Consider the following 19,595-nt stretch of genomic DNA (forward strand, 5'->3'; position numbering starts at 1 on the left):
TATTGTGCCTAAATGTTTAAACCGGCGCAAATTTTTTTATTTATTATATAGTTTTTATTTTTTCAATCCATGAATAAGGGAATGAACAAGGAAATTTACCGAGGATTCCATGTTGCCAAATTCGTTTTTGATCACCATTTCGCGCTTCATGCCATGCAGGCTGCTTAAAATAACAAATATGAAGTCCTCTTTCTCTTTTTGCCCCAACTCCATTAACTCTCCGCGCCCGATACCTTCCGTAATGATCTGGCGGAGCAAGGTGCTTTCCTGTAACCGGACCTGTTGATAGACTGCGAACCTGGTTTTTTGAAATCCTGAAAGCTCACCGGCATTCATGCCTTCATCCAGGGCATTAAAGAATCCTCTTTTTTCAAGTATAGTGCGCAGGTCTGTCAGGAAAAATGCTTTGATTTTTTCTTCGGAGGTTTTTGCCTCGCTGATCGCGATAGCAATCAGCTTTACCAGTTCCCTGATCTCGGCTGCTATCACTGCATCTAAGATCTCTTCTTTGGTCTTATAATAATAATACAACGAACTTCTGGCCTTTCCGATAGCTTTGGCGATGTCGTCGATGGTTACCCTGCGAAAACCGTGAAGCTCAAATAACTGCTTCGCTGCCTTAACCAGTTGCTCCTGAATTTCTTCGTCTTTAATAATATTTGACATGTTTTGTATTTGTACGAAACAAATTTACGTACCTTTGAGCATATAAGCAAATAATGTCGAAAAGCTTATCATGTAAATTTCTCCCGGTCGCCGCTTATTACATTTTGATGACTACCGGGAGTAATTCTGCTCTGAAATCGGAACCCTGACAGGTTTAAAATTCATGATGCTGATTAGTGCTTTTGCAAGCCGATTTGGCCAGTTAAAAACGCGTTACGATTTAATTGCAGGTTTAATTAGATTAATATATGCTCAGAGCTTATCAGTTCAAATGGTATTTTATAGTAACCGGCATTTTAGCTATGGTTGGGCTGTTGAGCACATTGCTTCGCCACAATAATACTGTGGAAATCAAATGGTGGGAATACCCGGAATATGTCCTGCAAATAGCTTTGTCCTTATTAATTTGCTGGCTGATCCACGGCTTTTTCTTACTGCACAAATTGCCCTGGCTAAATAATTATGCAAAGCATTTTCTGAGTAATCTTTTAGCTACCATTTCTGCGATTATTCTGACTGGTGTTCTTTATGCTTGTTTACCCAGAACTACGCTCTTTGAAAATGGAGTCGGTTTTAAAACCTTTTCTGACTTTTTGGTACATTTCCTGGGCGCATTTTTGGCGAGCATTATTTCCTATGTTGTTTTTTACAGCATACATACCAACAATGCTTTGCAGAATTCTAAACTCGAAAACGAGATTCTCGCACGGGCTCATCTCCGGGCGCAGCTTCTATCATTACAGCAGCAGATCAGCCCGCATTTTTTATTCAATTCATTAAGCACCCTAAAAACGATTGCTCCCGACCAGGCCACCAAGAATTACATCGTTCAGCTGGCAACTGTATACCGTTACGTGCTGAATTTTAATGAACATTATCTTACGCCCCTGAAAGATGAGTTGGTTTTTATCAAATCATATCTCTATATTATGGATCAGCGGTTTGAAGAAACGCTGCAGGTTACTATCGATGTACCTGACGGTGATCTAACGCTGCTGATCCCGCCGCTCTCCCTGCAGTTATTATTGGAAAATGCGATCAAACACAACATCATCTCACCTGATCAGCCCTTGCACATCTCTATAAGGACCGACCATTCGCCGGCCCTCATCGTGACCAATAATTTGCAGCTTAAGAAAACGCCTGAGGAAGGGACGGGTACCGGCCTCAAAAATATTTTCGACAGGTATAAATTATTAATTGACCGGCCGATGAAGATCAGTGACTCTGCCGGATATTTCGAAGTTACTTTACCGTTATTAAAGCCATGAGAGTTGTAATAATCGAAGATGAAAAGAAAACTGCGACCGAGTTAGTTGGCATGTTGCACCAGTTGGACAGTGAAATTAATGTGGAAGCCATCCTTCCTTCGGTGTCCTCATCAATCAAATGGTTAAATGAAAATTTATCGCCAGAGCTGATCTTTTCCGACATTCAGCTTGGAGATGGATTAAGCTTTGAAATCTTTAAGGAGATCACTATCGAGGCCCCCGTTATTTTTTGTACAGCATTCAATGAATATGCCATCAGGGCGTTCGAATCAAACGGTATAGATTATTTGTTGAAACCCCTTGAGGAAGAAATGCTGCATAGAAGCATGGAAAAGTATTTGCGGTTTAAATCCCATCTGTTAAATCACAATCAATACACCAATAACCTGCGGAGGGTAGTGGCAGAAATGACCACCGGTTACAAACAGAACATCCTGGTTAATTACCGGGAAAAGATCATCCCTTTACGTATAACCGACATCCAGTTCGTTTACGCTGCTTTTGGCTCAGTTTACCTCCACGATTTAAATGCCAACAGTTATCCCGTACCCTATACTATTGAGCTATTGGAGTCTATGTTCAATCCCCGCCAATTCTTCAGGGCAAACAGGCAGTTTATCATCAACCGCGATTCGATCAAGAATATTGAGCATTATTTTAACCGTAAACTCTACGTGATTATGCATACGGAGACGCCGGAAAAGATCATCATCAGCAGAATCAAGGCCCAGCTTTTTTTTAAATGGATGGAAGAATAAGCTCCAGGTAAGATTTGCTTCGACACATTTCTTGAAAAAGAAACGATTTTTTGATGAAGTGATCACTTCATTGTTCTTTTTGGCTACTTCATTTTAAAATGCCCCCATTGAAAGCATTGCCCGGGTAGTTTTACTGCAACAAATCAATTACCACGCCTCCGATGAGGCGTAAATGGTAAAATGAATTTAATGCAGCATGAAAGTGAAATTGATATTAATACTTATTTGTATCCTTCCGTTTAAACTGTTTGCCCAGCAACAGTGGAATTTGAAGGATTGCATTGCTTATGGGCTGAAAAATAACCGCAGTAGTGTAGTCTATGAAAACGAAAAAAAGGCCGCCGATGCCAAAGCGAAGGAAGCACTTGCTGCTTACCTGCCATCGCTGAATGTAAGCAGCTCTTTTGATGATAATTTAAAAGTTCAGCAATCCATCATCCCGGCAGGAATATTTGGTCCGGATCCCCTTCGAATATCCCTCACACAAAGGTATAACACTAATAGCGTCGCCGAACTTGATCAGACAATTTTTGACCAGTCACTGCTTACCGGGCTCAAAGCCAATAAATACAGCAGGCAGCAAGCTGACCTGAATATCAAAAAAAATGAAGAAACGGTCATCTACAATATAGGTAATGATTACTATCAAACCTATGTTTACCGTGAACAGCTCAGGCTGTTAAGGAGTAACCTGGAAATCTACTACAAGCAGATGAAGATTTCACAACTACAGGTGCAGAAGGGTATATCGCTGCAAAAAGATCTGGATAGGGTGACCGTTAACTACAATAATGCGGTATCACAGATCCGTGTTGCCGAAAGCAACCTGACTCTTGCGCGGAACCAGCTTAAATATGATATGGGTTTCCCGATCAGTACTGAACTGCCCGTTGATACCGTTGCCCAGGAGAACCTCGCAAATCCTCCGGTTACCAACGTTGAAGCCACTCGTTTTTCTCCTGAAAATCGGACGGATTATCAGCTTTCAGAAATTAATTCTCAGTTGCTCAACATCGATCAAAAGCGGATCAAGGCAGGGGCTCTGCCCACGCTGACCGGCTACGCCAAATATGGCGAATATGGCTATGGAACTACCATAGGTCCGGCATTCAATCATTTGAACCCTTACTCTGCCGTCGGATTAAAACTATCCATACCCTTATTCAATTTTTATAAGCGGAACGCACAATATAATCAGGCCAAATATAAAAGCATGAACGCGCTGGAGAATCTCAAACTGGACTCCGGTAAATATGCGGTGGAATACCAGAGCGCGATCACAAAATTGGTCAAAGCGCAAAGCAACCTGGAAAGCGACAAACGCAATATTGAGCTGGCGGAGTCTGTATTCAGGACGACTGACTTACAATATAAAAAAGGAGTGACTAACCTTACAGACTGGCTTGATGCAAGAACCTCTGTCAAAGACGCGCAGAACAACTATCTAAACTCACTTTACACCTTTTACCTCGATAAAATACTGTTGACACCAGATATGTTGCCTATCGATAGTGATTATGCACTTTCTTTGATTGATGCATTTTTGGTTCACCACGTCATTGCACTTGCTGTTGAGACTGAAGATCAGGCTTGAAAACTTTATCAGGCCAAAATTTGGGCATAATCAATCCGGTAGAAAACGCTCTACCGGATTAATTTACCTTCGTTATTTAAAAACCAATACTGGGCGGACTTCAGACGTTTTCACAGGCATGATCAGGACTTCAAAGCCTTCATAAAAAATCAACTTCAATGAAACATTAGGTTCGCCGTTAAAGTCAGCTTCTGAAAAGGAATATTTGAATACAGATGGGTTTGCCCCAGCAAGTACTGTGTGATATCCGGCATCTCTATAACCTGGCAATCTTGATTCAAAATCGGTTATGCCATCCTCGTCATAAAACTGTTTATAAAATGGTGCTGGAATAGAGGCCCATCTTTTTTTGAAGGCGTGAAAATAAAGGCCATAGGCGATTTTGATCATCAAATGATCAACCCGGTCCCGGTCATGAAAAAATGCATTGTCTTTTCGCGTTTCAAAAGTTTTAAGGAACAACTTGGGACTGTGCATAAAGCTTTGGCGTACCGGTCCCCGCCATTGGTCGACTGCGGTTTTATTAGTTCCATTAGCCGACGAGACGATCCCCCTTACGTATTCATCGTCCATGGAAGTGTCATTGTTATGCTGCCTACAGGATGGCACTGTAATTAAATTATCCCTTTGACCTTTCGGAAAAAAACATTTGGCTGGCACATGTTCAACAGTAGTAGCAGTTTCATCACATTGATAACATCGGGAAACTTTTGTCATTATATACTTGTCTTTCTCCAAATATAACATGAATTCACTACGCTTCACCGGACCTAAATAGCACCTAAGCAGGAAAATTTTTTGACAAAAAAAGCCCGGCCATTGCTGACCAGGCTACTACCGTTTTATGGTTCATATTTCTATAACCCGCCCGTCCTGGCAGTCGGCGGCTTCCTTTTCTGCTTCGGCGTAATCATCGAACACCAAATTATTGCCGTCCGGGTCGGTGCAAATGGCGGCACATTCGGGGCCGCCATGCAACTCTAAAATCAAGTAGCTCATAATAATTTTAATTATTCTTGGTTGTCAATCGGTTCGGGATACCATATTTCAAAAGTTTCGTATTCATCCCCTAAACGCTGTGTTAGTGGGTCGATGTCTTCAAAGGTCAAACCTATCCAGTCATCGTCATCCCCGTACTCCTTGCACATAATGTCAAAAGGTAATTTGTTCGGGTATTGGGTCAATAAGCGTTCCGCTTCTGCTTTGGTTATCCGCAAATCAAAACTTAGCGCTGGGGTAAGCGGGTGCGGGAATACCAGCACACCGCTTAGGTTTATCGGCTTTTGCATAACCAATAATTAAGTATAAACAATTCTGAAATAACCGCAGTCATGCGTTTTCATTAGGCTATCGACCTGCAATAATTCCGTTTCAATTTGTTCGGGAATTTCCTCGTTATCTTCTCGGATGTTATCGGGGTTAAACAAGTCTTCTTCTAAAATCCTGTCTTTATAGGTCGGTTGTTGCTTGGCAATAAACCCTATAAAATCTTTACTGAACTCGCTGTAATGCACGTCCAGTATCTTTAAAATATTTTCGTGTTTCATCATTCAAAAATTGAGGGCGGTTTTACCCGCCCGTGTAAAACCTTAATTGAATAAAATCCCGTTGCCATGCTTGGCAAAACCCTCGCACAGGTTAAAGGCGGATTGCCCTTTCTGCAAGGCGTTGCCGTACATGATAGATTTGAATTTGCTTTCTTCGTCCCTGAAATTGCGCACGTTTTGAAAGTAACCTGTAACGGCATTGAACGCCCCGAACAAAGTACCTTTGGTGGTGATTTCCTGCTGGGTTGGGCTGACCAAAGCGTATTCCATCACTGACGAAACCATATTGTTAAAGTGGCTGGATAGTTCTTCGTCCTTGCCTGTCCTTAATTTCTCGGTGGTTTCCTTGTTCGGCGACATGGCTAACTGTACCAGTCTTTTTAATTCAGGGTCGGTAATGCGTACCCTTGTCCAGCGGTTATAAATGGCTTCCAGTTCCACCGATAACTGGTTGGTGATACCCAGCATTTTATGCGCTTCTTTCAATTTGTCGGTTGCGCTGGCGGTGTGCCGTATCTTAATGCAATTGGTATGGTTACGCAAAGCGGCGTTTAAAGTATTGCGGCAAACTACACGGATAGGTGTAAAAGCAATCGTAATGCTCCCGGTGCCGTCATGCGAAGAAGTGAGCAGCAAATATTTTTCGATACAATCATCCCGCCCCACTTTAATATAGTCGGGCAGTTTGGCAGTCACAAAAATGACCGCCCCCTGCGCTAACGCCCCGGCGGTCTCGTATAAAATCCCATTTTTTCCGCCGACAATGCCGTCAAAAAATTGGAATACTTCGGTATTCTGCACCACCTCGTAATCACTCCCGACCTTATCGCCCAAAATGGCTTCCGTGTCGGTACGGTACGTAAAATAGCTGTTATCTGAAATGATATTGATACCGCTGGGCAGGGGGTGAATATTCGGGCGTTTGACCACCCCGAAATTTAGCCCTGCGTGGATGATGGCTTCCTCACTGGTGGGGTAATCGCTGATAACCTGCCCCAATCCGTGCCATGCCTTTTCTTTGACCGAAAAGAAACTATGCTTTTGGGTCTGTTCGTTAAAATGAATATCGTGTGCCATGATGTTAAATTTGATAGGTTTATAAATTATAGCAGTCCGTAAATTCCGCCAGTTCCATTTGAAAAGCCGTAGGATTAGATGCCGCTAATTGTTCCGCATAACCCTCCCAAAAAATTTGGTTGGTCAACTCGATGAAAATCTCTATCATTGTTTTACTTTTTAATTCTTTGAATTATAAAACAGACGCCCCCGATACTTTTACTATCGGGGGCGTTGTCCATTAATTATTTGGAAGGGATAATAATTCCCGCTTCAATTTCAGCCAGTTTGTCCACACAAAGGCGGTTTACCATCTGCGAAACTGTCCAGATAATGGTCGGGTTCTTGGTGGTGAATTTTTGGCGGTTATCGTCCTCAATCGTCAAAGTACAGCCCTGATAGATATTACCGCCTGTTTCGTCCATTTCCTCTTTCAGGTCGAACTCAAAGCCATCTAAATTATTGATGGTCTCAATCAATTTATCACGCTGTATCTTCCTGCGGTGTAACTCTTCCACCAATTTTAAAGTGCCTTCTAAATTCAGCACGGGCTGAATGGGTTGCGGTTTAACCTGCTCGGCTTCCGGTGTCGGTTTTGCATGTTCTGCCTGTGGCTGTTCCGCAGTCTTGGCGGGTTCGGCTTTGGGTTCTTCTTTTGGCTTCTCCGTTTCGGCGGGTTTGCTGCTGTCTTTGTTAACGGGATTGCCCGATACAAATTTTGGGTTCTTATTTTCCTCGGTAACGGGGTTGGTTTTTGGGGCGTTATTTACTTTTTCGTCCTTTTTATCTTTAACTAAAGTTTCCATTTTCTTAAATTTTTGATGTTTTTTAAATTGTTTAATTGCCATGCGATAGGTTTGTCTTCTGTCCGATTTTACCGCTGTGGCGGGTCTCTGCCGTTTGCTGTTTTCATGGTTTGTTGCTTTTATTTCGTTTGTTTTTAAAGCCAGCTCGCATAGCGCTCGCTCGCTTTTTATTAAGCAACTCACCTAAATAAGCCCGCCAGTAAGGCAAGCCTTTTGGAAAAAAAATACGCTCCCAACCACCCGCCGCGATAGCGGCAGCCTTTGAAATTGGAGGAAGATTTTTTTTACAAAACCGGAGGCTCGGGCTTGCCGTCTGGCTGGCTTTTGAGAACTTTGTTTAATAAACAGCGAAGAATGCGCTTTAAAATATTGCGCATAAAAAAAGCCGCCCGCAAGCGGCGTGGCTCAGGAAACCATCGTAGACAAAAACAATAAAGAACGATCTAAAAACGCATCTAACAAGACCTTACCAACAGGAAGCTTGCGGCGCCGCCGCGCCGCTGGCTTCCTGCGATTAAACCAGTAAAAGCGGTTGAGCGGCTGGCGGTCGCGACGAAGGAGACGTGCCGGCAGGTGCGAAACGGCTTGCGCAGTAGCGCATGCTTAACCGTTGACCGCCTTTAACCGCCTTAACACCGGTTTGGCAGCGGCTACCCGGACCGCCAGTTCCATCGCCGATTGAATCGACATGGCTTTAGCTAAACCTATACCCTGGAATACGGTTAACTCTTCTGTGCTGAGGTCCGCCAGTCGGTTCAGGTCATGGTCCAGGCTTAAAAGGATCTGACCGGCCAGGTCCACGGCGGTTACACCCGGATATCCGGAACCGATCAGCATGGCTAACAGTTCGGCGTCGCTCATCGCCTGCCGCCCTTGTTCCAGCATTTTTTCCCTTGGCCGGGATTCCGGCTCCCAACTTTTAATGCCATTAGCTTCTTTGTCAGATGGTTGGAAGGCAGAAGCGTGTTGGGCATGGTGGAACAGCGAACTGAGGGCGGAGAGCATGAATTCGAAATCATCCTCGAAGATTTGGACGGAACTGCGGTTGTATTTTCCGTCATCCATTTTTTTGCTGCAGGTGATGGCAATGTATTTGCGCTCATTCCGCGCCTGCATATAGTCAAAGAAATAGGTGGTTTTAAAATGTGTGAAGCTTTCGCTGGCAATGATATTGTTGAACATAGCACAATGGTTTTGATGTCCAGACAAAGCTCCTGAACCTTTAATTATCTATTCGGTACGAAACAGAATTACCCGATTTTCGTTAAACAGATCGGATAATAGTTTTTGTGGCTATGGTCAAAAAAAAAGAAATATGGGATAAACCCGAGCGGCTTTGCCGGGAATGCGGTAAGAAGCTGCTGGGGCGTGTCGACCAGCGTTTTTGTAATGATTTTTGCCGGAATACTTATAACCGGCACGAGAAACAGCGGCTGGCAGCCGAAACGGCGGACTATACCGAAGTGACGATCATTGCCATTTTGAAAAACAACCATTTGCTATTGCGGTCATTTAATAAGCACCAGGCAGTAACCTTTTTAATTGATAAAGAAAAACTGTACAAGGCTGGTTTTAACTTTAACTTTTGCACCGGTTGTTATCAGGAAAGTGACGGCCGGCTGCGCTATTATTGTTTTGAGCAAACCTGGCAGGAATTGCCTTACGGCAGGTTGGAATTAGGGGTAGATCGGCAAAAGCTCGGTTTAACGAGTTCCGGCCGGGGTGTTCAACTATAAAACCGCATTTCATGTGCGGGAATTGATTCCATGCCGGGGTGCCTGAAATAAACATGGCCGATCATCGCGGAATGGAGTTGCTGCAGGAGCGTGATCGTTTGGTCTTCGGCAATGGTTAGGTCCCGGTATTCCCGGATCAGGTTTTCATCACAATTTTGGACCCATGTCCTGGTTAGCCGGATCAATACGCCATAATCGGTCGTCCAGAGGTGTTCCGTGTCGTAGGCCAGATAAGGCGGCATATCCCTCCGGCCCGCGATGGCAAGGCATTCCCAGGCGAGCCGGTGCAGGTCTTCCGCGAATTCATGCAGCGCGTCAGTATCCATATCGGCACCCGGCCAGATATGGTCCTGATCGGCGAAAACGGCTAAAGTGTTTTCTAGTAAACGGATATCGCTTTGCAAGTGCTCAAATAGATCCGGGCTGTTTTTCATGATACGCCTGATGGGGTGACTAATACTAAATTACAAAAGATAACGTGTCCCTTTTTCATTTATTTTCCACATAAATGGTTAATATTGTTAGCCAACACCTTCAGCAATGACAGACGATCAGGAAATCGATGAGCAGGCGATCAGCCAACTGGACTGGAACGCGCAATCCCTTTTTATTACGCTTTTGGGGCAAGAGGTACAGCGCGTCACCACGGCGATTCTGTTAGACAAGCATGAAAAGACCAGCGAATATGCGCTTTATATGAAAGCGGTAAATGACGTGTTGTTTAACCTATCGCAAAGCTTCTGGGATATTGATATGACGATTAAGCTGATCGAATTTGCCAAGCCAAAAATTAAGTCCTTTAAAATGACACGGGTCGACCGCGGCGACTACCTGAAGTACATGCTGGAGAATTACTTCTTCCGCCTGCCCAAATTAAAGGATATCACGCTGCAATTGCTGAACGTGGTTTACCGGATGGGTCATAGCCAATCGCCCGGGCTGGAGAAAAAGGTCAGAAAACATCCTGCTGTTCAAACAAACAAGCTGTTTTATTACCTTGATTATTTTGACGAAAGTTTCGAAAAGATCCGTCCGCTCCGTGACCGGATTGCGCACCGCGGCGACCTGGAGGACAGTACCCTGGCGATGATCAGCAGTTACCAACTTTACCCATACAACGACGAGGTCTATCACGACCAGCTGGAGGACATGATCGCGTATAATTATGTTTTTGAAAAGAACCAGGGTATCCTGAAACAGGCGGTTCTGATCCTGCTGATGCACATCAAAGATGACTTTGACAAAGTAGCAGGAAATTTATCAAGGACGCCGTAAATGTCAAAGGTCAAAAGGTACTGAATTCAAGCTGGCCGTTTTTAGCAACGGACATTCCAAAAGTATCGATACGATCGGGGTAATCAAAGAGTATATCTGCCAGCAGTTGTTTATGGTCATGGCTCATATGGCTGCCCAAATAGATGGCTTTGATCTTAATCGCATCGTCTTCGGCCTTCCCGCTATGAAAGTGGAACTTCACCCCATCGTTGTGGGGGAATTTCCCAAAATGAACCAAGCGGAATTCGCGTTCATCCTGATACCCGTGATGTTTAACAAATAAGCCATCCTTGATCACCTGCTCGGGAGTGTCGGCCCTCAGTGGCGGCGGTTCTTCCAAATAGGTTATTTTACCGGCATAAATATTATTTTTCAAAAGCCATGTTTTAGGGATTTCCAGCGTATAACAAAGCCCTCGGTGCCCATTGGCATATCTGTCCCACATCGCGACGCTGCTTGCAATTTCTTGCGGTTTATTCAGCGATGAACAGCACCTGACCCGTACGTTGTTATACGAGATATTGACCGCCAAATGGGACTGGTTGGCGGGGTTCAATAATGGACAATCGCTGACCTTATCCGGGAATGAGTTAACTTCAGAAAAGTAAATGCTGTTGTTTTTAAGCAGGTCGAAAAGATGATTCGCATTTCCGATGAACATCGAAACCTGAATATGATCGCCCATGGTATCCATTTCAGTTTGAATAGTCTGGAACAAACTGGCAAAGGAATGGGCGTAATAGCCGCGGGCTATTTGGTCCCGGTCCGCAAATGCACGGTCATCGACAAATGCTTTTAAAGTATCGTCGACAGTAACATCTGTAATGAATTTCTGGCTGAGGGGTGTCAGTTTTTTCCAGTTGGCATAGTGATCGCCCAAAGCAAAACAAAAACCGGAATTGTTAGGCTCCTGTTTTAGCGCCATTCTCAGCAGGCAGATCGCTTCTTCCCGAAGCTCATTTTTGGAAAAAGAATAAGCTGCGAGATTGGCGTATGAATCCGCGTAGTAGGGGTTCATCCTGATACAGGTAAATAGATCGGCGATCGCCTCTTTATGTCTGGCCAAACCCCATAAAGCTTTACTTCGGTTAACATAACCCCGGAAAGCCTGCGGGTCAGATCCTAATAAGAGTTCGCAGGACTTCAGCGCGCCGGCATAGTCGCCGGACTGATTTTTGAGACGGGCGATTTTTACCAAGTAATCTACTGACTTAAAGACAGCGTAGCCGATTTCATAACAGATCAAAGCCACGGTGTCTTTTTTAAATTTTTCGTAGAATTCACCCTGAACCAAATACACGTCTTTCCATTTCATTAAATGAAGGACGGTATTCGCGTCATTGACCGCGCTTGCTTTCTGGCCAAGCTGGTAAAAGGCCAATGACCTGAAAAAATAAGATTCAATGTCCTTCGGATCAACCGACACACACCTGGTGCCGATCTGGACGATCCTTTCCCATTCACCAAAATCGAGCGACATATCATAGTCAAAAGACCGAGTAGTGCGGTAACCTTTTTCCTGGTTAATGGTGTAAATAGGACCGAATATATGCATCCATCGGAGATCAGACATCGTAATGGCTTTAAAGGTTGATTTTGCTTCCTGACACGTAAAAATAACAAAGCCCCGCCGAATTCCGGCAGGGCTCCTTCAAAAACATGCTTATAATTATTTCGTTGCCGCGTTCTTGATATCGGTGACTTCCTTGCGGATATCACCGGCGGCCACTTTCAGTTGTTGCATCGCATTCCTTAAACGGGTGCCGGCTGCTTTGTTAGCTTTGTTGTAAAAGCTTTCGGCGTCTTTTTCTGCTTCGGCCAGCAGGGTCTTTAATTCTTCGAACTTCTTCATGATTGTTTTTATTTAAAGGGTTAAAAATAAATTAATAATTCAACAGCACAAACAGGCCGCCCTTAACGTTTGCGGCCTTTGCTTTGCTGCTGATCTTCTTTCTGGGCCAGGCCTTTTTTCGGACCGAGTTCCAGGTGCGTCGGTTTTTCGAACTGTTCCCGTTTTTCGCGGCGGCCCTTGTCATCAAAGAAATCCAGGCTGCTGTAACGGGCGGAAAGATCCACTTTCATGGCCACTTCTTTACCTTCTTTCAGCGTGGTCACGTCGGTACGGTTACCCGCCTCGAATGATTTGATCAGCTCCGCCTTCTGCGCCGGGTCGGCCAGTTCCTTGATCTGGTAACGATCCAGGGTTTTGTCGATATCAAAACCATATTGCGGCACATGGTAATTATTCAGCTTCCGGTTGCCGTAATCGTCTTTAGCCTGATCGAAATCCAGTTTGATCCAGGCGGCGTAGGGTTCGCCCTGGCGGGTCAACATATCCCCTCGGAACACGGTGCGGCCCTGTACCAGGTTAGCGCATTGCTCTGCCGTAAAGCCGTAGCCCTTTTCCGGGTAAAAGGTCTGCGAAACCGGCGGTGTGTTGAATACCGGCGCGAATTCCCTGTTCAGGTAGATGTCCTTGCCATTCTCTTTACTGGCCAGCAATTGCTTACTGTCCGCATCAACACCTACACCCAGTTCGGACGTGCCCTTCTGTTTTTTAAAGAACTCGATGGCGTCGGTCGCATTATCAAAGTGCTTGGTCAGCGTTTTATCGGCCTTCTCCGGGTCTTGCGTGCTCACCATATAGCTTTGGTCGGGCGGCAGTACCGGCGCCTTACCCGCGGTCACGTCAACTTTACCCATATTATAAAAATCGCTTTGGTTGGATTTTTTAAAGTGCAGGGTAAAGTTGACCGGCCCCTGGTCGCCCGGCAGCTGGTCTTTGAGCACAAAATAGTTCGGCAGCGGTCGCATTTTAGCTTCCAACTGATCAGCCACTTCGGGGCTGAATTTCAATGTTTTGAGTTCTCCCCTCAAGTCTTCCAGATTGTTCAGATTCATACGTTTTTCGTTTAAGTGATCAATTTGTTTGTTGTTCATCAGTTCGGTCAGCTCGCGGTGAGCCCTGGCTATTTGGGGCAGGTCATGGTAGGTTTTACTTACCAGGAATTCCTGCTTCTTTTCCTCTAAATAGAGATTGCCTTCGTTGGGTGCTGCCCAGGACCAGTGTTTGACGGCCAGCCTATCGGCCGCGTCCTCACTGCGCCCGTCATTACTAAAAGAAAGTTTATTGATATCGGCCATCGCGCTCAGCGCATCGCGGCTGAGGTTCGGATGATCCCAGTCAATGGCCGCCATACGTTGATCCAGTTCGCGGGTGTCGATCCCTTGCAGTAGTTCATGTTTGATCGGGACCTGTAAAAGGTGGATGGTCAGCGGCGCGTGGTGCACCCGGTCGCCCTCCCGCAGGCTAAAGTCCCATTCGATATAAAGCTTGTCCGGGCCGAGCGGATATTTATCCGGCCAGATCGGTGAATCGTTAAAGTCAGCCAGGCCGGCACCGACCCTTAGGGCGATCGTTTCATGATAACCTTTTTCCAGCAGCGTCTCCATGGCTTCGGTAGGATTGCCTAAATTCATCGTTCGGTTATTTAAGTTTACTTCAGGATTAGCGGCCAACACCTTTTCCAGTAATTCACCAGCCGCTACACAATAGATCGGGTAGTCATCAAAACCAAGCCCGCCGCCCATTAATTCCCGGTCATCCGCGCTATCCAGCGCATCACCCTTATCTTTAAAGAATTCCAGGTGCATCGGGTGCAAACTCACTTCTGAAGGCCGCTGGCTGAACACTACGTATTTTTCACCCGCTTCCAGCGCATGGGTGATCGAGTTTGCAACTTCTTGTGCATGTTGGGTTTCCAGGTACATGGTTGCGTTTCGCTAATGCTTCACATTATTGTCCCGCAGCAAGACGGTTTCCCCATTATGCAGCTTCACCCGGATCTTGCGGACCTTCTTGCCCAACAAGCCTTTGGCCGCCGATATCCCCGCCGTCGCCGCCTGCGTCCCTAAACTTTGATCCATGCTTAAGAACTGCATATTATCCAGCGCGTTCGCCGTGCCGCTGCCCGCCGCTTCGCCGAGTTCCGCTTCCGGCGCATTAATCCCCGGCAGGCCGTCCAGCCCGAAGACCGTCAGGCTGACAGGGATGATCGCGTTGCCCAGGCGGATATTTTTGATCTCCAGCAGCAAACGCTGGTTCATCACCGAACAGGCCCCGAACAATTGCTGGCCTTTAGGCAATAGCAGACCTGCAATACGCAGCGTGTCTTTTAGCTTCAACCTGACCACACCGCCCGGAGCGACCTTTTGTGTACCGTCGATCAGGGCGGGTATCGCCTTAAAAGCCGTATCCTTTTCTGCTGGTAATTTAACCGCAGGTTTCACCGCCAAAGCCGGGTTTTGTATCTGCGCGATCTTATCCAGCATGGTATTCAATTGCGCCATTTGCGGGTCCGGCGCGGAACTGTTCTGTTTTTCCTTCAGCAACTTTTCCAGCCTGGCCAACTGCTCATTATCCGGGTTAACGGCCACCGGTGCTGAACTAACCTGCGGTTTAGCCAGCTGCGTCCTGATCTGGGATAAGCGCTGGTTAATGGCCAGCTCATTGGCATCTGCCTGTGCTTTGCCATGTAAAGGGCCAGAATTTTGCACCACTGTGTCCCAGCCCAGATTAGCTAATGAGCCAGAATGTTGCCGTGCCGAATCCCGCTTTTGCTGGTCATAGGCATCCATTTTGTCCTTGGGCTGTGGCCTTTTCAGGTCAGGCGAAGGCAGGCTGGCATTCAGCCCTTTACTATCCACCACCGTTTTCGGCGGGTTCATTTGCCGGTAGCCCCAAAAAGCGGCCAGCGCCATCACTAAGATCAGCGGTGGTAGGATGAGCAACATTTTACGGTGCTCCTTGAGTTTTTCTAATGTTGTTTGCATAAATAAAGGATTAAGGGGTTATAAAATGGTTTTTAAGAGGAGCCATAAACTGATCCCGCCAAATACCAGGCAGAATAAGCACAGGGCGATGATCTTGGAGGCTTTGTCCCAATAGGCGGTTTTACGCCCGAGCCAGTCAGCCACCTGTCTTTGCCGTAAAAGCAGGATATTTACCCAGCGTTCGGCTGCTTCGGCGGTCCGCGGGCTAAGCACTTTTGGTTTGCGTCTGAACAGGTTCATGGCTGGCGGTTTTGGGTGGACAGGTCTTTGTTTTCCATGGTTTCCCAATGCTCGATCAGGAACCCGTGCGGGTTATTATCGCTGCGGCTGACATTGCGCAAATCGCCTTTGGTGACCAGGCTTCGGACCGTAACCGTCGTCGAACGGATCAGTTTTTCGGTTGCGTAGCAGGTAAAAGCATAGGGATAGGTCACGGTATTCAAACTGATGCTATCCACCGTCAGCTGTTGGCTGACATTACCGGACACCAGGCTATTGTAATACCCCTTTTCCTGCAGGTCGTCAAATGCCTTTTTCGCGCTTTCATCCGCTAAATAAAGGGCTTTGGTCACCGTTGCCCGGATCTGCTTATCATCCGGGTCGAGGTTAAAAAAGGCCTCGTGGAATACTTTGATATGGTCCCGCGCCTCGACCGGGATATTCGATTTCCGGTCGGAGGTAACGGCCTCCAGTGCTTTGCCATTGGCCAGGATATAAATATGTGACCGGAAATCTGCCGCATAACGCAAACTCGAATAGACCGCAAAGCAACTGATCAGCGCGCAAAGGATAACCAGCACATAGCTGAATCGCCGGATATGACGAAAAGATGTTTCGATATTTTTGAAGTGTGTAAACATGATGATAGCTTTTAATTGTCCTTGCCCGATAATTTGTCTTTCTGATAATTCCCTTTATCGCCGGCCCCTAAATAACCTTCCCAAAAGTTGCGCGGTGCATTGAGCATATTACCCACACCGCGTCCCATGCGCTCCCCGGCAGCCGCGCCGCCCTGTACTGCGGTATTGGTCACCGTGGAGATACCACCCGCAGCAATGGTGCTCATCCGCATCATCAGGCCATTGCCGCCATGGGCATGCACCACATAATTGGCTACCGTCGGTACGGAGAAATAACCCACGATGCCAATGACTAAAAACACCAAATAAGCCGTATCATTCGGGCTAAAGAAGGTATCGCCCGCGCTTTGGATCTGCGAGATGTCCAGCTTGATCATTTGCTGCTGCACCTGCCCGATGATCGCCCCGAAGATGTTAGCGATCGGCAGCCATAAAAAGATATTGATATAGCGCGTTAGCCATTGCACCAGCGAATTCTGGAACCCGTCAAAGACGGATATGCCGAATACCAGCGGCCCCAAAATGGCCAGCACGATCATAAAAAAGGTGCGGATCGTATTGATACAGAGTATCGCGGCCGCATACAAGACCTGCAGCACTTCCGACATCCAGGCCTTGATATTGTTCTTGAAAGCATAGGCCTGCTTATCCATCCAGAACTTGATATCATTGCCTAAAGAGGAAAAAGTACCCTCGTTATTATCGTTCGGATCATCGGGATGCGTATAGCCATACCATTTTTCACGGTCACCGTTTCCATCATCGCCGACATACATTTCATAAGCCGAACTATGCTTGATCGCATCCTCCTTTTGCTTGAGCAGCAAAGCAATGCTGTTATCCGAGTTCTTGACCATGTTCCCGGTGGCTGTCACCACAGGCGAAAGGATACCATTGATCAGCGCGATCACCAACGGGAATAACAGGATGGCCATGCCCAAAACGAAAGGCCGTAACAAAGGGTAAAAATCCAGCGGCTCGGCATTAGCGATCTGTTTCCAGACCCGGGCAGCGATATACCACAGCGCCCCGAACCCGGCAATACCCCGCGCAGTATCGATCAGCCCCGAACAAAGGGGCAGCATCTGGTTATAGACGCCATCCAGCACTGGCTGCATGCCTTTTAAACTGCTGGTAATATCCTGGGCGGAAGCCATCCCACTCCAAAGCAGCAATGGCAGTAGATAAACTAATTTTTTCATGGGTAAAGGGATTTAAGGTTAGTGACATCGTTACTTTCCTTTTGCCGCTGGGCCAGCAGCACATTGGCCTGCCGGTTAAAAGAGCGCAGGAACACCAGCTTATTGTTGCCCGAAGCATAGATCCGGTCAATGGCCGATAACCGTTCGTCATCGCTCATCCGCAACTTCGAGGCCGTCAGGATATCCGCCAGTTCATTCACATCGTTCAGCGCCTCGCTGGTCAGCTGTCCGTAGACCCGGCCTAAATAGTCCAGTTCTTCTACCGAAAACCGGCCGCTCGAACGAAAAGCCCCATAAGCCTTTTTATACTCCGAAACGATACTGGCTTCATTGGCCAAAATATCCGCCACCCTTGCGTATTTCGCCACTTCGGGGTTGACCTGTAAAAGGCCATCCAGGAAAACCGAATGCAGATTGAAATTGCCCTTGGCCAGGTTCTTTACGGTCTCGTACCCGCCGGTCAGCATGGAATAACCCTGCTGCATATCCGAGAGGATCGCTTTGAACTGCGTCAGCTTTTCAATATCCAGCAATAATTGCTGCAGGTCCTGATCCTGGGCTTTGGCCGGCGCAAAACTGAAAGCGCAAAGCAAAAAGCAAAGCAGGACGCTAATTTTTAATGTTTTCATAAATACTTTGTTGCGTTTGTATGTCCTGTAATTCCCGTTGCTGTTGATTGAACATGACCCTGACCTGGCTGCAAAACGAGCGCGTAAATACCAGCTTGTCCCGCACCCTAACTTCGATGGCATCCAATCTTTTCAGCCGCTCATCATCCGTCATGGCCACATGTTCGCTCAGCACCGTTTGTAGCTCCGCTACATCGTGATCCACATCCGCCAGCACCGAAGCCTTAACTGAATTAACATAATTGCGGGTATCAGCAGGCAAGGACAAACGGGCCACCTGGTCAAATTGCCCCGGAATGAGCTGTGCCATCCGAACGATACTATCCGCCTTCGGGTTATTCCGGATATAAGGGTTGACCGTCCGCAATGAACGGTAATAGCTGTTATGCAGGTCAAACTCACCTTTCACCCAGCTGCCAATACCGCCCAACCCATTTTGTGAGATCTGGTAACCCTGTTTCACATAGGCGCCGTATTGTTCCAAAGCCGCAATCTGCTGGGTCAGGTATTTGATCTGCGTCTTTTTTTGGGAGAACCATTCCGCAAACGTCTGACCATACGAAAGCTGAAAGCTCAAAGCCGAAAGCAGCAAGGACAAGAAGACTATTTTCCTAATCGATGCCATAGTACCGCTTTAAAGTTTCCACCTCGTCCAGGCTTTTTGCCCGCTGGATGCTCAGCACCATGTTCTGGTTATTGAACTTTTTGAGGTCGGCGCAGTTCTGGTCGATGCGCTCCGAAGCCTTCGCCACCAGTTCCATCCGCTTGGCGTCATCCATCTGCGTTTTCATACCACTGATGACCACCAGCACCTCGTCCAAGTTGGTCACGCTTTGCTGCAGGATACCCGAATAAACCTTTTCCATATAACCCAGTTCATCCGGCGTAAAGTGCTTATCCGATTGCAGCAAACCCCAGGCCCGGTGGTACTGGCTAACCAGCGCGGCCTGCTTTTCCGTGATGTTCTTGATGCGTTCGAAATCGCTGATAACGGCTTTGACCTGCCATAATTCGTTATAATAATTGCCGTACAGTTCCTGCTGCTTTTCCGACCAGCCGGAAATCTCGGCCAGTTTTGCTTTATGCAGCTGGTTCTCTAAAGCCTTCTGCGCATTCTGCAACCAAATCGTTTGGTTCTGCATGCGCTGTACTTCCAGGTCAATGGCCCGGATCACCCGGCCGACGGTCTGCTGTAAGACCTCGCCAACGACGAACTGCGCGTTGGCACCCTGCGGCAACGTCACAAAAACGGTCACTGTAGACAACGGCAGCACGACCATGTATTTTTTTATTTGTTCCATAGCACCTCCTAAGCACCCTTTCAGGGCACTGAAAATTGATTTCATAAATGATGGTTTTGAA

General features: G+C 46.7%; 25 protein-coding genes. 5 read left to right on the forward strand and 20 right to left on the reverse strand.

Translation table 11 applies throughout. From position 1 onward, the window contains the following. Positions 1 to 54: 54 nt before the first annotated feature. Positions 55 to 666, reverse strand: coding sequence for a TetR/AcrR family transcriptional regulator (locus MUCPA_RS27725; protein ID WP_008510983.1), 612 nt, complete (start codon positions 664 to 666; stop codon positions 55 to 57). Between the two features lie 248 nt (positions 667 to 914). Here MUCPA_RS27725 and MUCPA_RS27730 point away from each other — a divergent pair, with 248 nt between their 5' ends. From MUCPA_RS27730 to MUCPA_RS27740, 3 genes are all read left to right on the forward strand, one after another. Beyond that, positions 915 to 1,937, forward strand: coding sequence for a sensor histidine kinase (locus MUCPA_RS27730; RefSeq protein WP_008510985.1), 1,023 nt, complete (start codon positions 915 to 917; stop codon positions 1,935 to 1,937). Next, positions 1,934 to 2,695, forward strand: a complete 762-nt coding sequence (locus MUCPA_RS27735) for a LytR/AlgR family response regulator transcription factor (protein ID WP_008510986.1) — start codon at positions 1,934 to 1,936, stop codon at positions 2,693 to 2,695. Before MUCPA_RS27730 ends, MUCPA_RS27735 begins: the two co-directional genes overlap by 4 nt. A 196-nt stretch (positions 2,696 to 2,891) precedes the next feature. Beyond that, complete coding sequence (locus MUCPA_RS27740; protein WP_008510988.1) at positions 2,892 to 4,289, forward strand: TolC family protein; 1,398 nt, start codon at positions 2,892 to 2,894, stop codon at positions 4,287 to 4,289. A gap of 72 nt (positions 4,290 to 4,361) precedes the next feature. Here the strand turns inward: MUCPA_RS27740 and MUCPA_RS27745 are convergent, their stop codons facing one another. The 8 genes from MUCPA_RS27745 to MUCPA_RS36460 form a co-directional block, all read right to left on the reverse strand. After that, on the reverse strand, positions 4,362 to 4,862 hold the full coding sequence (locus MUCPA_RS27745) for a hypothetical protein (RefSeq protein ID WP_040626545.1): 501 nt from the start codon (positions 4,860 to 4,862) through the stop codon (positions 4,362 to 4,364). A 276-nt stretch (positions 4,863 to 5,138) separates the two neighbouring features. Further along, positions 5,139 to 5,288, reverse strand: a complete 150-nt coding sequence (locus MUCPA_RS37935) for a hypothetical protein (RefSeq protein ID WP_008510991.1) — start codon at positions 5,286 to 5,288, stop codon at positions 5,139 to 5,141. Between the two features lie 11 nt (positions 5,289 to 5,299). Beyond that, positions 5,300 to 5,578, reverse strand: coding sequence for a hypothetical protein (locus tag MUCPA_RS27750; protein WP_008510992.1), 279 nt, complete (start codon positions 5,576 to 5,578; stop codon positions 5,300 to 5,302). 9 nt (positions 5,579 to 5,587) lie between these two features. After that, the gene (locus MUCPA_RS27755; RefSeq protein WP_008510993.1) at positions 5,588 to 5,839 is read right to left on the reverse strand and encodes a hypothetical protein; all 252 of its coding nucleotides are present in this window, start codon (positions 5,837 to 5,839) and stop codon (positions 5,588 to 5,590) included. A gap of 39 nt (positions 5,840 to 5,878) precedes the next feature. Beyond that, positions 5,879 to 6,913, reverse strand: coding sequence for a DUF932 domain-containing protein (locus tag MUCPA_RS27760; RefSeq protein ID WP_008510994.1), 1,035 nt, complete (start codon positions 6,911 to 6,913; stop codon positions 5,879 to 5,881). 19 nt (positions 6,914 to 6,932) lie between these two features. Then, positions 6,933 to 7,061 carry a hypothetical protein gene (locus tag MUCPA_RS39345; protein ID WP_008510997.1) on the reverse strand — a complete coding sequence of 43 codons (129 nt, stop codon included), beginning with the start codon at positions 7,059 to 7,061 and terminating at the stop codon, positions 6,933 to 6,935. Positions 7,062 to 7,137: 76 nt separating this feature from the next. Beyond that, on the reverse strand, positions 7,138 to 7,698 hold the full coding sequence (locus MUCPA_RS27765) for a hypothetical protein (RefSeq protein ID WP_008510999.1): 561 nt from the start codon (positions 7,696 to 7,698) through the stop codon (positions 7,138 to 7,140). 603 nt (positions 7,699 to 8,301) lie between these two features. After that, a complete protein-coding gene (locus MUCPA_RS36460; RefSeq protein WP_008511000.1) occupies positions 8,302 to 8,880 on the reverse strand; it encodes a UPF0758 domain-containing protein in 579 nt (192 codons plus the stop codon). A 113-nt stretch (positions 8,881 to 8,993) separates the two neighbouring features. Between MUCPA_RS36460 and MUCPA_RS36465 the strand changes: the two genes are divergently transcribed. Beyond that, the gene (locus MUCPA_RS36465; protein WP_008511002.1) at positions 8,994 to 9,434 is read left to right on the forward strand and encodes a hypothetical protein; all 441 of its coding nucleotides are present in this window, start codon (positions 8,994 to 8,996) and stop codon (positions 9,432 to 9,434) included. Here MUCPA_RS36465 and MUCPA_RS27780 read toward each other — a convergent pair. Beyond that, positions 9,425 to 9,868, reverse strand: a complete 444-nt coding sequence (locus tag MUCPA_RS27780) for a hypothetical protein (protein ID WP_008511003.1) — start codon at positions 9,866 to 9,868, stop codon at positions 9,425 to 9,427. The two genes, MUCPA_RS36465 and MUCPA_RS27780, sit on opposite strands and share 10 nt — an antisense overlap. Positions 9,869 to 9,974: 106 nt before the next feature. Between MUCPA_RS27780 and MUCPA_RS27785 the strand changes: the two genes are divergently transcribed. Continuing rightward, a complete protein-coding gene (locus tag MUCPA_RS27785; protein ID WP_008511005.1) occupies positions 9,975 to 10,709 on the forward strand; it encodes a Cthe_2314 family HEPN domain-containing protein in 735 nt (244 codons plus the stop codon). Between the two features lie 10 nt (positions 10,710 to 10,719). Here the strand turns inward: MUCPA_RS27785 and MUCPA_RS27790 are convergent, their stop codons facing one another. From MUCPA_RS27790 to MUCPA_RS27835, 10 genes are all read right to left on the reverse strand, one after another. After that, on the reverse strand, positions 10,720 to 12,189 hold the full coding sequence (locus MUCPA_RS27790) for a tetratricopeptide repeat protein (protein WP_157543996.1): 1,470 nt from the start codon (positions 12,187 to 12,189) through the stop codon (positions 10,720 to 10,722). 189 nt (positions 12,190 to 12,378) lie between these two features. Beyond that, on the reverse strand, positions 12,379 to 12,561 hold the full coding sequence (locus MUCPA_RS27795; protein WP_008511008.1) for a hypothetical protein: 183 nt from the start codon (positions 12,559 to 12,561) through the stop codon (positions 12,379 to 12,381). Positions 12,562 to 12,623: 62 nt separating this feature from the next. Further along, positions 12,624 to 14,480: a hypothetical protein gene (locus MUCPA_RS36470; protein WP_008511010.1), complete on the reverse strand. Its 1,857-nt coding sequence runs from the start codon at positions 14,478 to 14,480 to the stop codon at positions 12,624 to 12,626. A gap of 12 nt (positions 14,481 to 14,492) precedes the next feature. Continuing rightward, positions 14,493 to 15,542 (reverse strand): conjugative transposon protein TraM, encoded by a 1,050-nt coding sequence (locus MUCPA_RS27805; RefSeq protein WP_008511012.1) that lies wholly within the window; start codon positions 15,540 to 15,542, stop codon positions 14,493 to 14,495. Positions 15,543 to 15,560: 18 nt separating this feature from the next. Continuing rightward, entirely contained in the window at positions 15,561 to 15,782 is a 222-nt protein-coding gene (locus MUCPA_RS27810) for a hypothetical protein (RefSeq protein ID WP_008511013.1), read from the reverse strand. Next, positions 15,779 to 16,402: a conjugative transposon protein TraK gene (traK, locus tag MUCPA_RS27815; protein WP_008511015.1), complete on the reverse strand. Its 624-nt coding sequence runs from the start codon at positions 16,400 to 16,402 to the stop codon at positions 15,779 to 15,781. The genes MUCPA_RS27810 and traK overlap by 4 nt, the downstream gene beginning before the upstream one ends. Before the next feature lie 11 nt (positions 16,403 to 16,413). Beyond that, on the reverse strand, positions 16,414 to 17,604 hold the full coding sequence (traJ, locus tag MUCPA_RS27820; protein WP_008511017.1) for a conjugative transposon protein TraJ: 1,191 nt from the start codon (positions 17,602 to 17,604) through the stop codon (positions 16,414 to 16,416). Continuing rightward, the gene (locus MUCPA_RS27825; protein ID WP_008511018.1) at positions 17,601 to 18,233 is read right to left on the reverse strand and encodes a hypothetical protein; all 633 of its coding nucleotides are present in this window, start codon (positions 18,231 to 18,233) and stop codon (positions 17,601 to 17,603) included. Before MUCPA_RS27825 ends, traJ begins: the two co-directional genes overlap by 4 nt. Next, complete coding sequence (locus MUCPA_RS27830) at positions 18,214 to 18,858, reverse strand: hypothetical protein (RefSeq protein WP_008511019.1); 645 nt, start codon at positions 18,856 to 18,858, stop codon at positions 18,214 to 18,216. The genes MUCPA_RS27825 and MUCPA_RS27830 overlap by 20 nt, the downstream gene beginning before the upstream one ends. After that, a complete protein-coding gene (locus MUCPA_RS27835; RefSeq protein WP_008511020.1) occupies positions 18,845 to 19,579 on the reverse strand; it encodes a hypothetical protein in 735 nt (244 codons plus the stop codon). Before MUCPA_RS27835 ends, MUCPA_RS27830 begins: the two co-directional genes overlap by 14 nt. Positions 19,580 to 19,595 lie beyond the last annotated feature (16 nt).

This window comes from Mucilaginibacter paludis DSM 18603 (genome assembly GCF_000166195.2).
In the GTDB taxonomy this organism is placed as follows: domain Bacteria; phylum Bacteroidota; class Bacteroidia; order Sphingobacteriales; family Sphingobacteriaceae; genus Mucilaginibacter; species Mucilaginibacter paludis.

What these genes read in the sequence shown, in the direction of transcription:
- MUCPA_RS27830 (WP_008511019.1), bottom strand. Translation starts at nt 18,858, where the DNA reads ATGGCATCGATTAGGAAAATAGTCTTCTTGTCCTTGCTGCTTTCGGCT.
- MUCPA_RS27780 (WP_008511003.1), bottom strand. Translation starts at nt 9,868, where the DNA reads ATGAAAAACAGCCCGGATCTATTTGAGCACTTGCAAAGCGATATCCGT.
- MUCPA_RS27745 (WP_040626545.1), bottom strand. Translation starts at nt 4,862, where the DNA reads ATGGACGATGAATACGTAAGGGGGATCGTCTCGTCGGCTAATGGAACT.
- MUCPA_RS27835 (WP_008511020.1), bottom strand. Translation starts at nt 19,579, where the DNA reads ATGAAATCAATTTTCAGTGCCCTGAAAGGGTGCTTAGGAGGTGCTATG.
- MUCPA_RS27755 (WP_008510993.1), bottom strand. Translation starts at nt 5,839, where the DNA reads ATGATGAAACACGAAAATATTTTAAAGATACTGGACGTGCATTACAGC.
- MUCPA_RS37935 (WP_008510991.1), bottom strand. Translation starts at nt 5,288, where the DNA reads ATGAGCTACTTGATTTTAGAGTTGCATGGCGGCCCCGAATGTGCCGCC.
- MUCPA_RS27765 (WP_008510999.1), bottom strand. Translation starts at nt 7,698, where the DNA reads ATGGAAACTTTAGTTAAAGATAAAAAGGACGAAAAAGTAAATAACGCC.
- MUCPA_RS27805 (WP_008511012.1), bottom strand. Translation starts at nt 15,542, where the DNA reads ATGCAAACAACATTAGAAAAACTCAAGGAGCACCGTAAAATGTTGCTC.
- traJ (WP_008511017.1), bottom strand. Translation starts at nt 17,604, where the DNA reads ATGAAAAAATTAGTTTATCTACTGCCATTGCTGCTTTGGAGTGGGATG.
- traK (WP_008511015.1), bottom strand. Translation starts at nt 16,402, where the DNA reads ATGTTTACACACTTCAAAAATATCGAAACATCTTTTCGTCATATCCGG.
- MUCPA_RS36465 (WP_008511002.1), top strand. Translation starts at nt 8,994, where the DNA reads ATGGTCAAAAAAAAAGAAATATGGGATAAACCCGAGCGGCTTTGCCGG.
- MUCPA_RS27750 (WP_008510992.1), bottom strand. Translation starts at nt 5,578, where the DNA reads ATGCAAAAGCCGATAAACCTAAGCGGTGTGCTGGTATTCCCGCACCCG.
- MUCPA_RS39345 (WP_008510997.1), bottom strand. Translation starts at nt 7,061, where the DNA reads ATGATAGAGATTTTCATCGAGTTGACCAACCAAATTTTTTGGGAGGGT.
- MUCPA_RS36460 (WP_008511000.1), bottom strand. Translation starts at nt 8,880, where the DNA reads ATGTTCAACAATATCATTGCCAGCGAAAGCTTCACACATTTTAAAACC.
- MUCPA_RS27790 (WP_157543996.1), bottom strand. Translation starts at nt 12,189, where the DNA reads ATGTCGCTCGATTTTGGTGAATGGGAAAGGATCGTCCAGATCGGCACC.
- MUCPA_RS27785 (WP_008511005.1), top strand. Translation starts at nt 9,975, where the DNA reads ATGACAGACGATCAGGAAATCGATGAGCAGGCGATCAGCCAACTGGAC.
- MUCPA_RS27760 (WP_008510994.1), bottom strand. Translation starts at nt 6,913, where the DNA reads ATGGCACACGATATTCATTTTAACGAACAGACCCAAAAGCATAGTTTC.
- MUCPA_RS27740 (WP_008510988.1), top strand. Translation starts at nt 2,892, where the DNA reads ATGAAAGTGAAATTGATATTAATACTTATTTGTATCCTTCCGTTTAAA.
- MUCPA_RS27825 (WP_008511018.1), bottom strand. Translation starts at nt 18,233, where the DNA reads ATGAAAACATTAAAAATTAGCGTCCTGCTTTGCTTTTTGCTTTGCGCT.
- MUCPA_RS27725 (WP_008510983.1), bottom strand. Translation starts at nt 666, where the DNA reads ATGTCAAATATTATTAAAGACGAAGAAATTCAGGAGCAACTGGTTAAG.
- MUCPA_RS27795 (WP_008511008.1), bottom strand. Translation starts at nt 12,561, where the DNA reads ATGAAGAAGTTCGAAGAATTAAAGACCCTGCTGGCCGAAGCAGAAAAA.
- MUCPA_RS27735 (WP_008510986.1), top strand. Translation starts at nt 1,934, where the DNA reads ATGAGAGTTGTAATAATCGAAGATGAAAAGAAAACTGCGACCGAGTTA.
- MUCPA_RS27730 (WP_008510985.1), top strand. Translation starts at nt 915, where the DNA reads ATGCTCAGAGCTTATCAGTTCAAATGGTATTTTATAGTAACCGGCATT.
- MUCPA_RS27810 (WP_008511013.1), bottom strand. Translation starts at nt 15,782, where the DNA reads ATGAACCTGTTCAGACGCAAACCAAAAGTGCTTAGCCCGCGGACCGCC.
- MUCPA_RS36470 (WP_008511010.1), bottom strand. Translation starts at nt 14,480, where the DNA reads ATGTACCTGGAAACCCAACATGCACAAGAAGTTGCAAACTCGATCACC.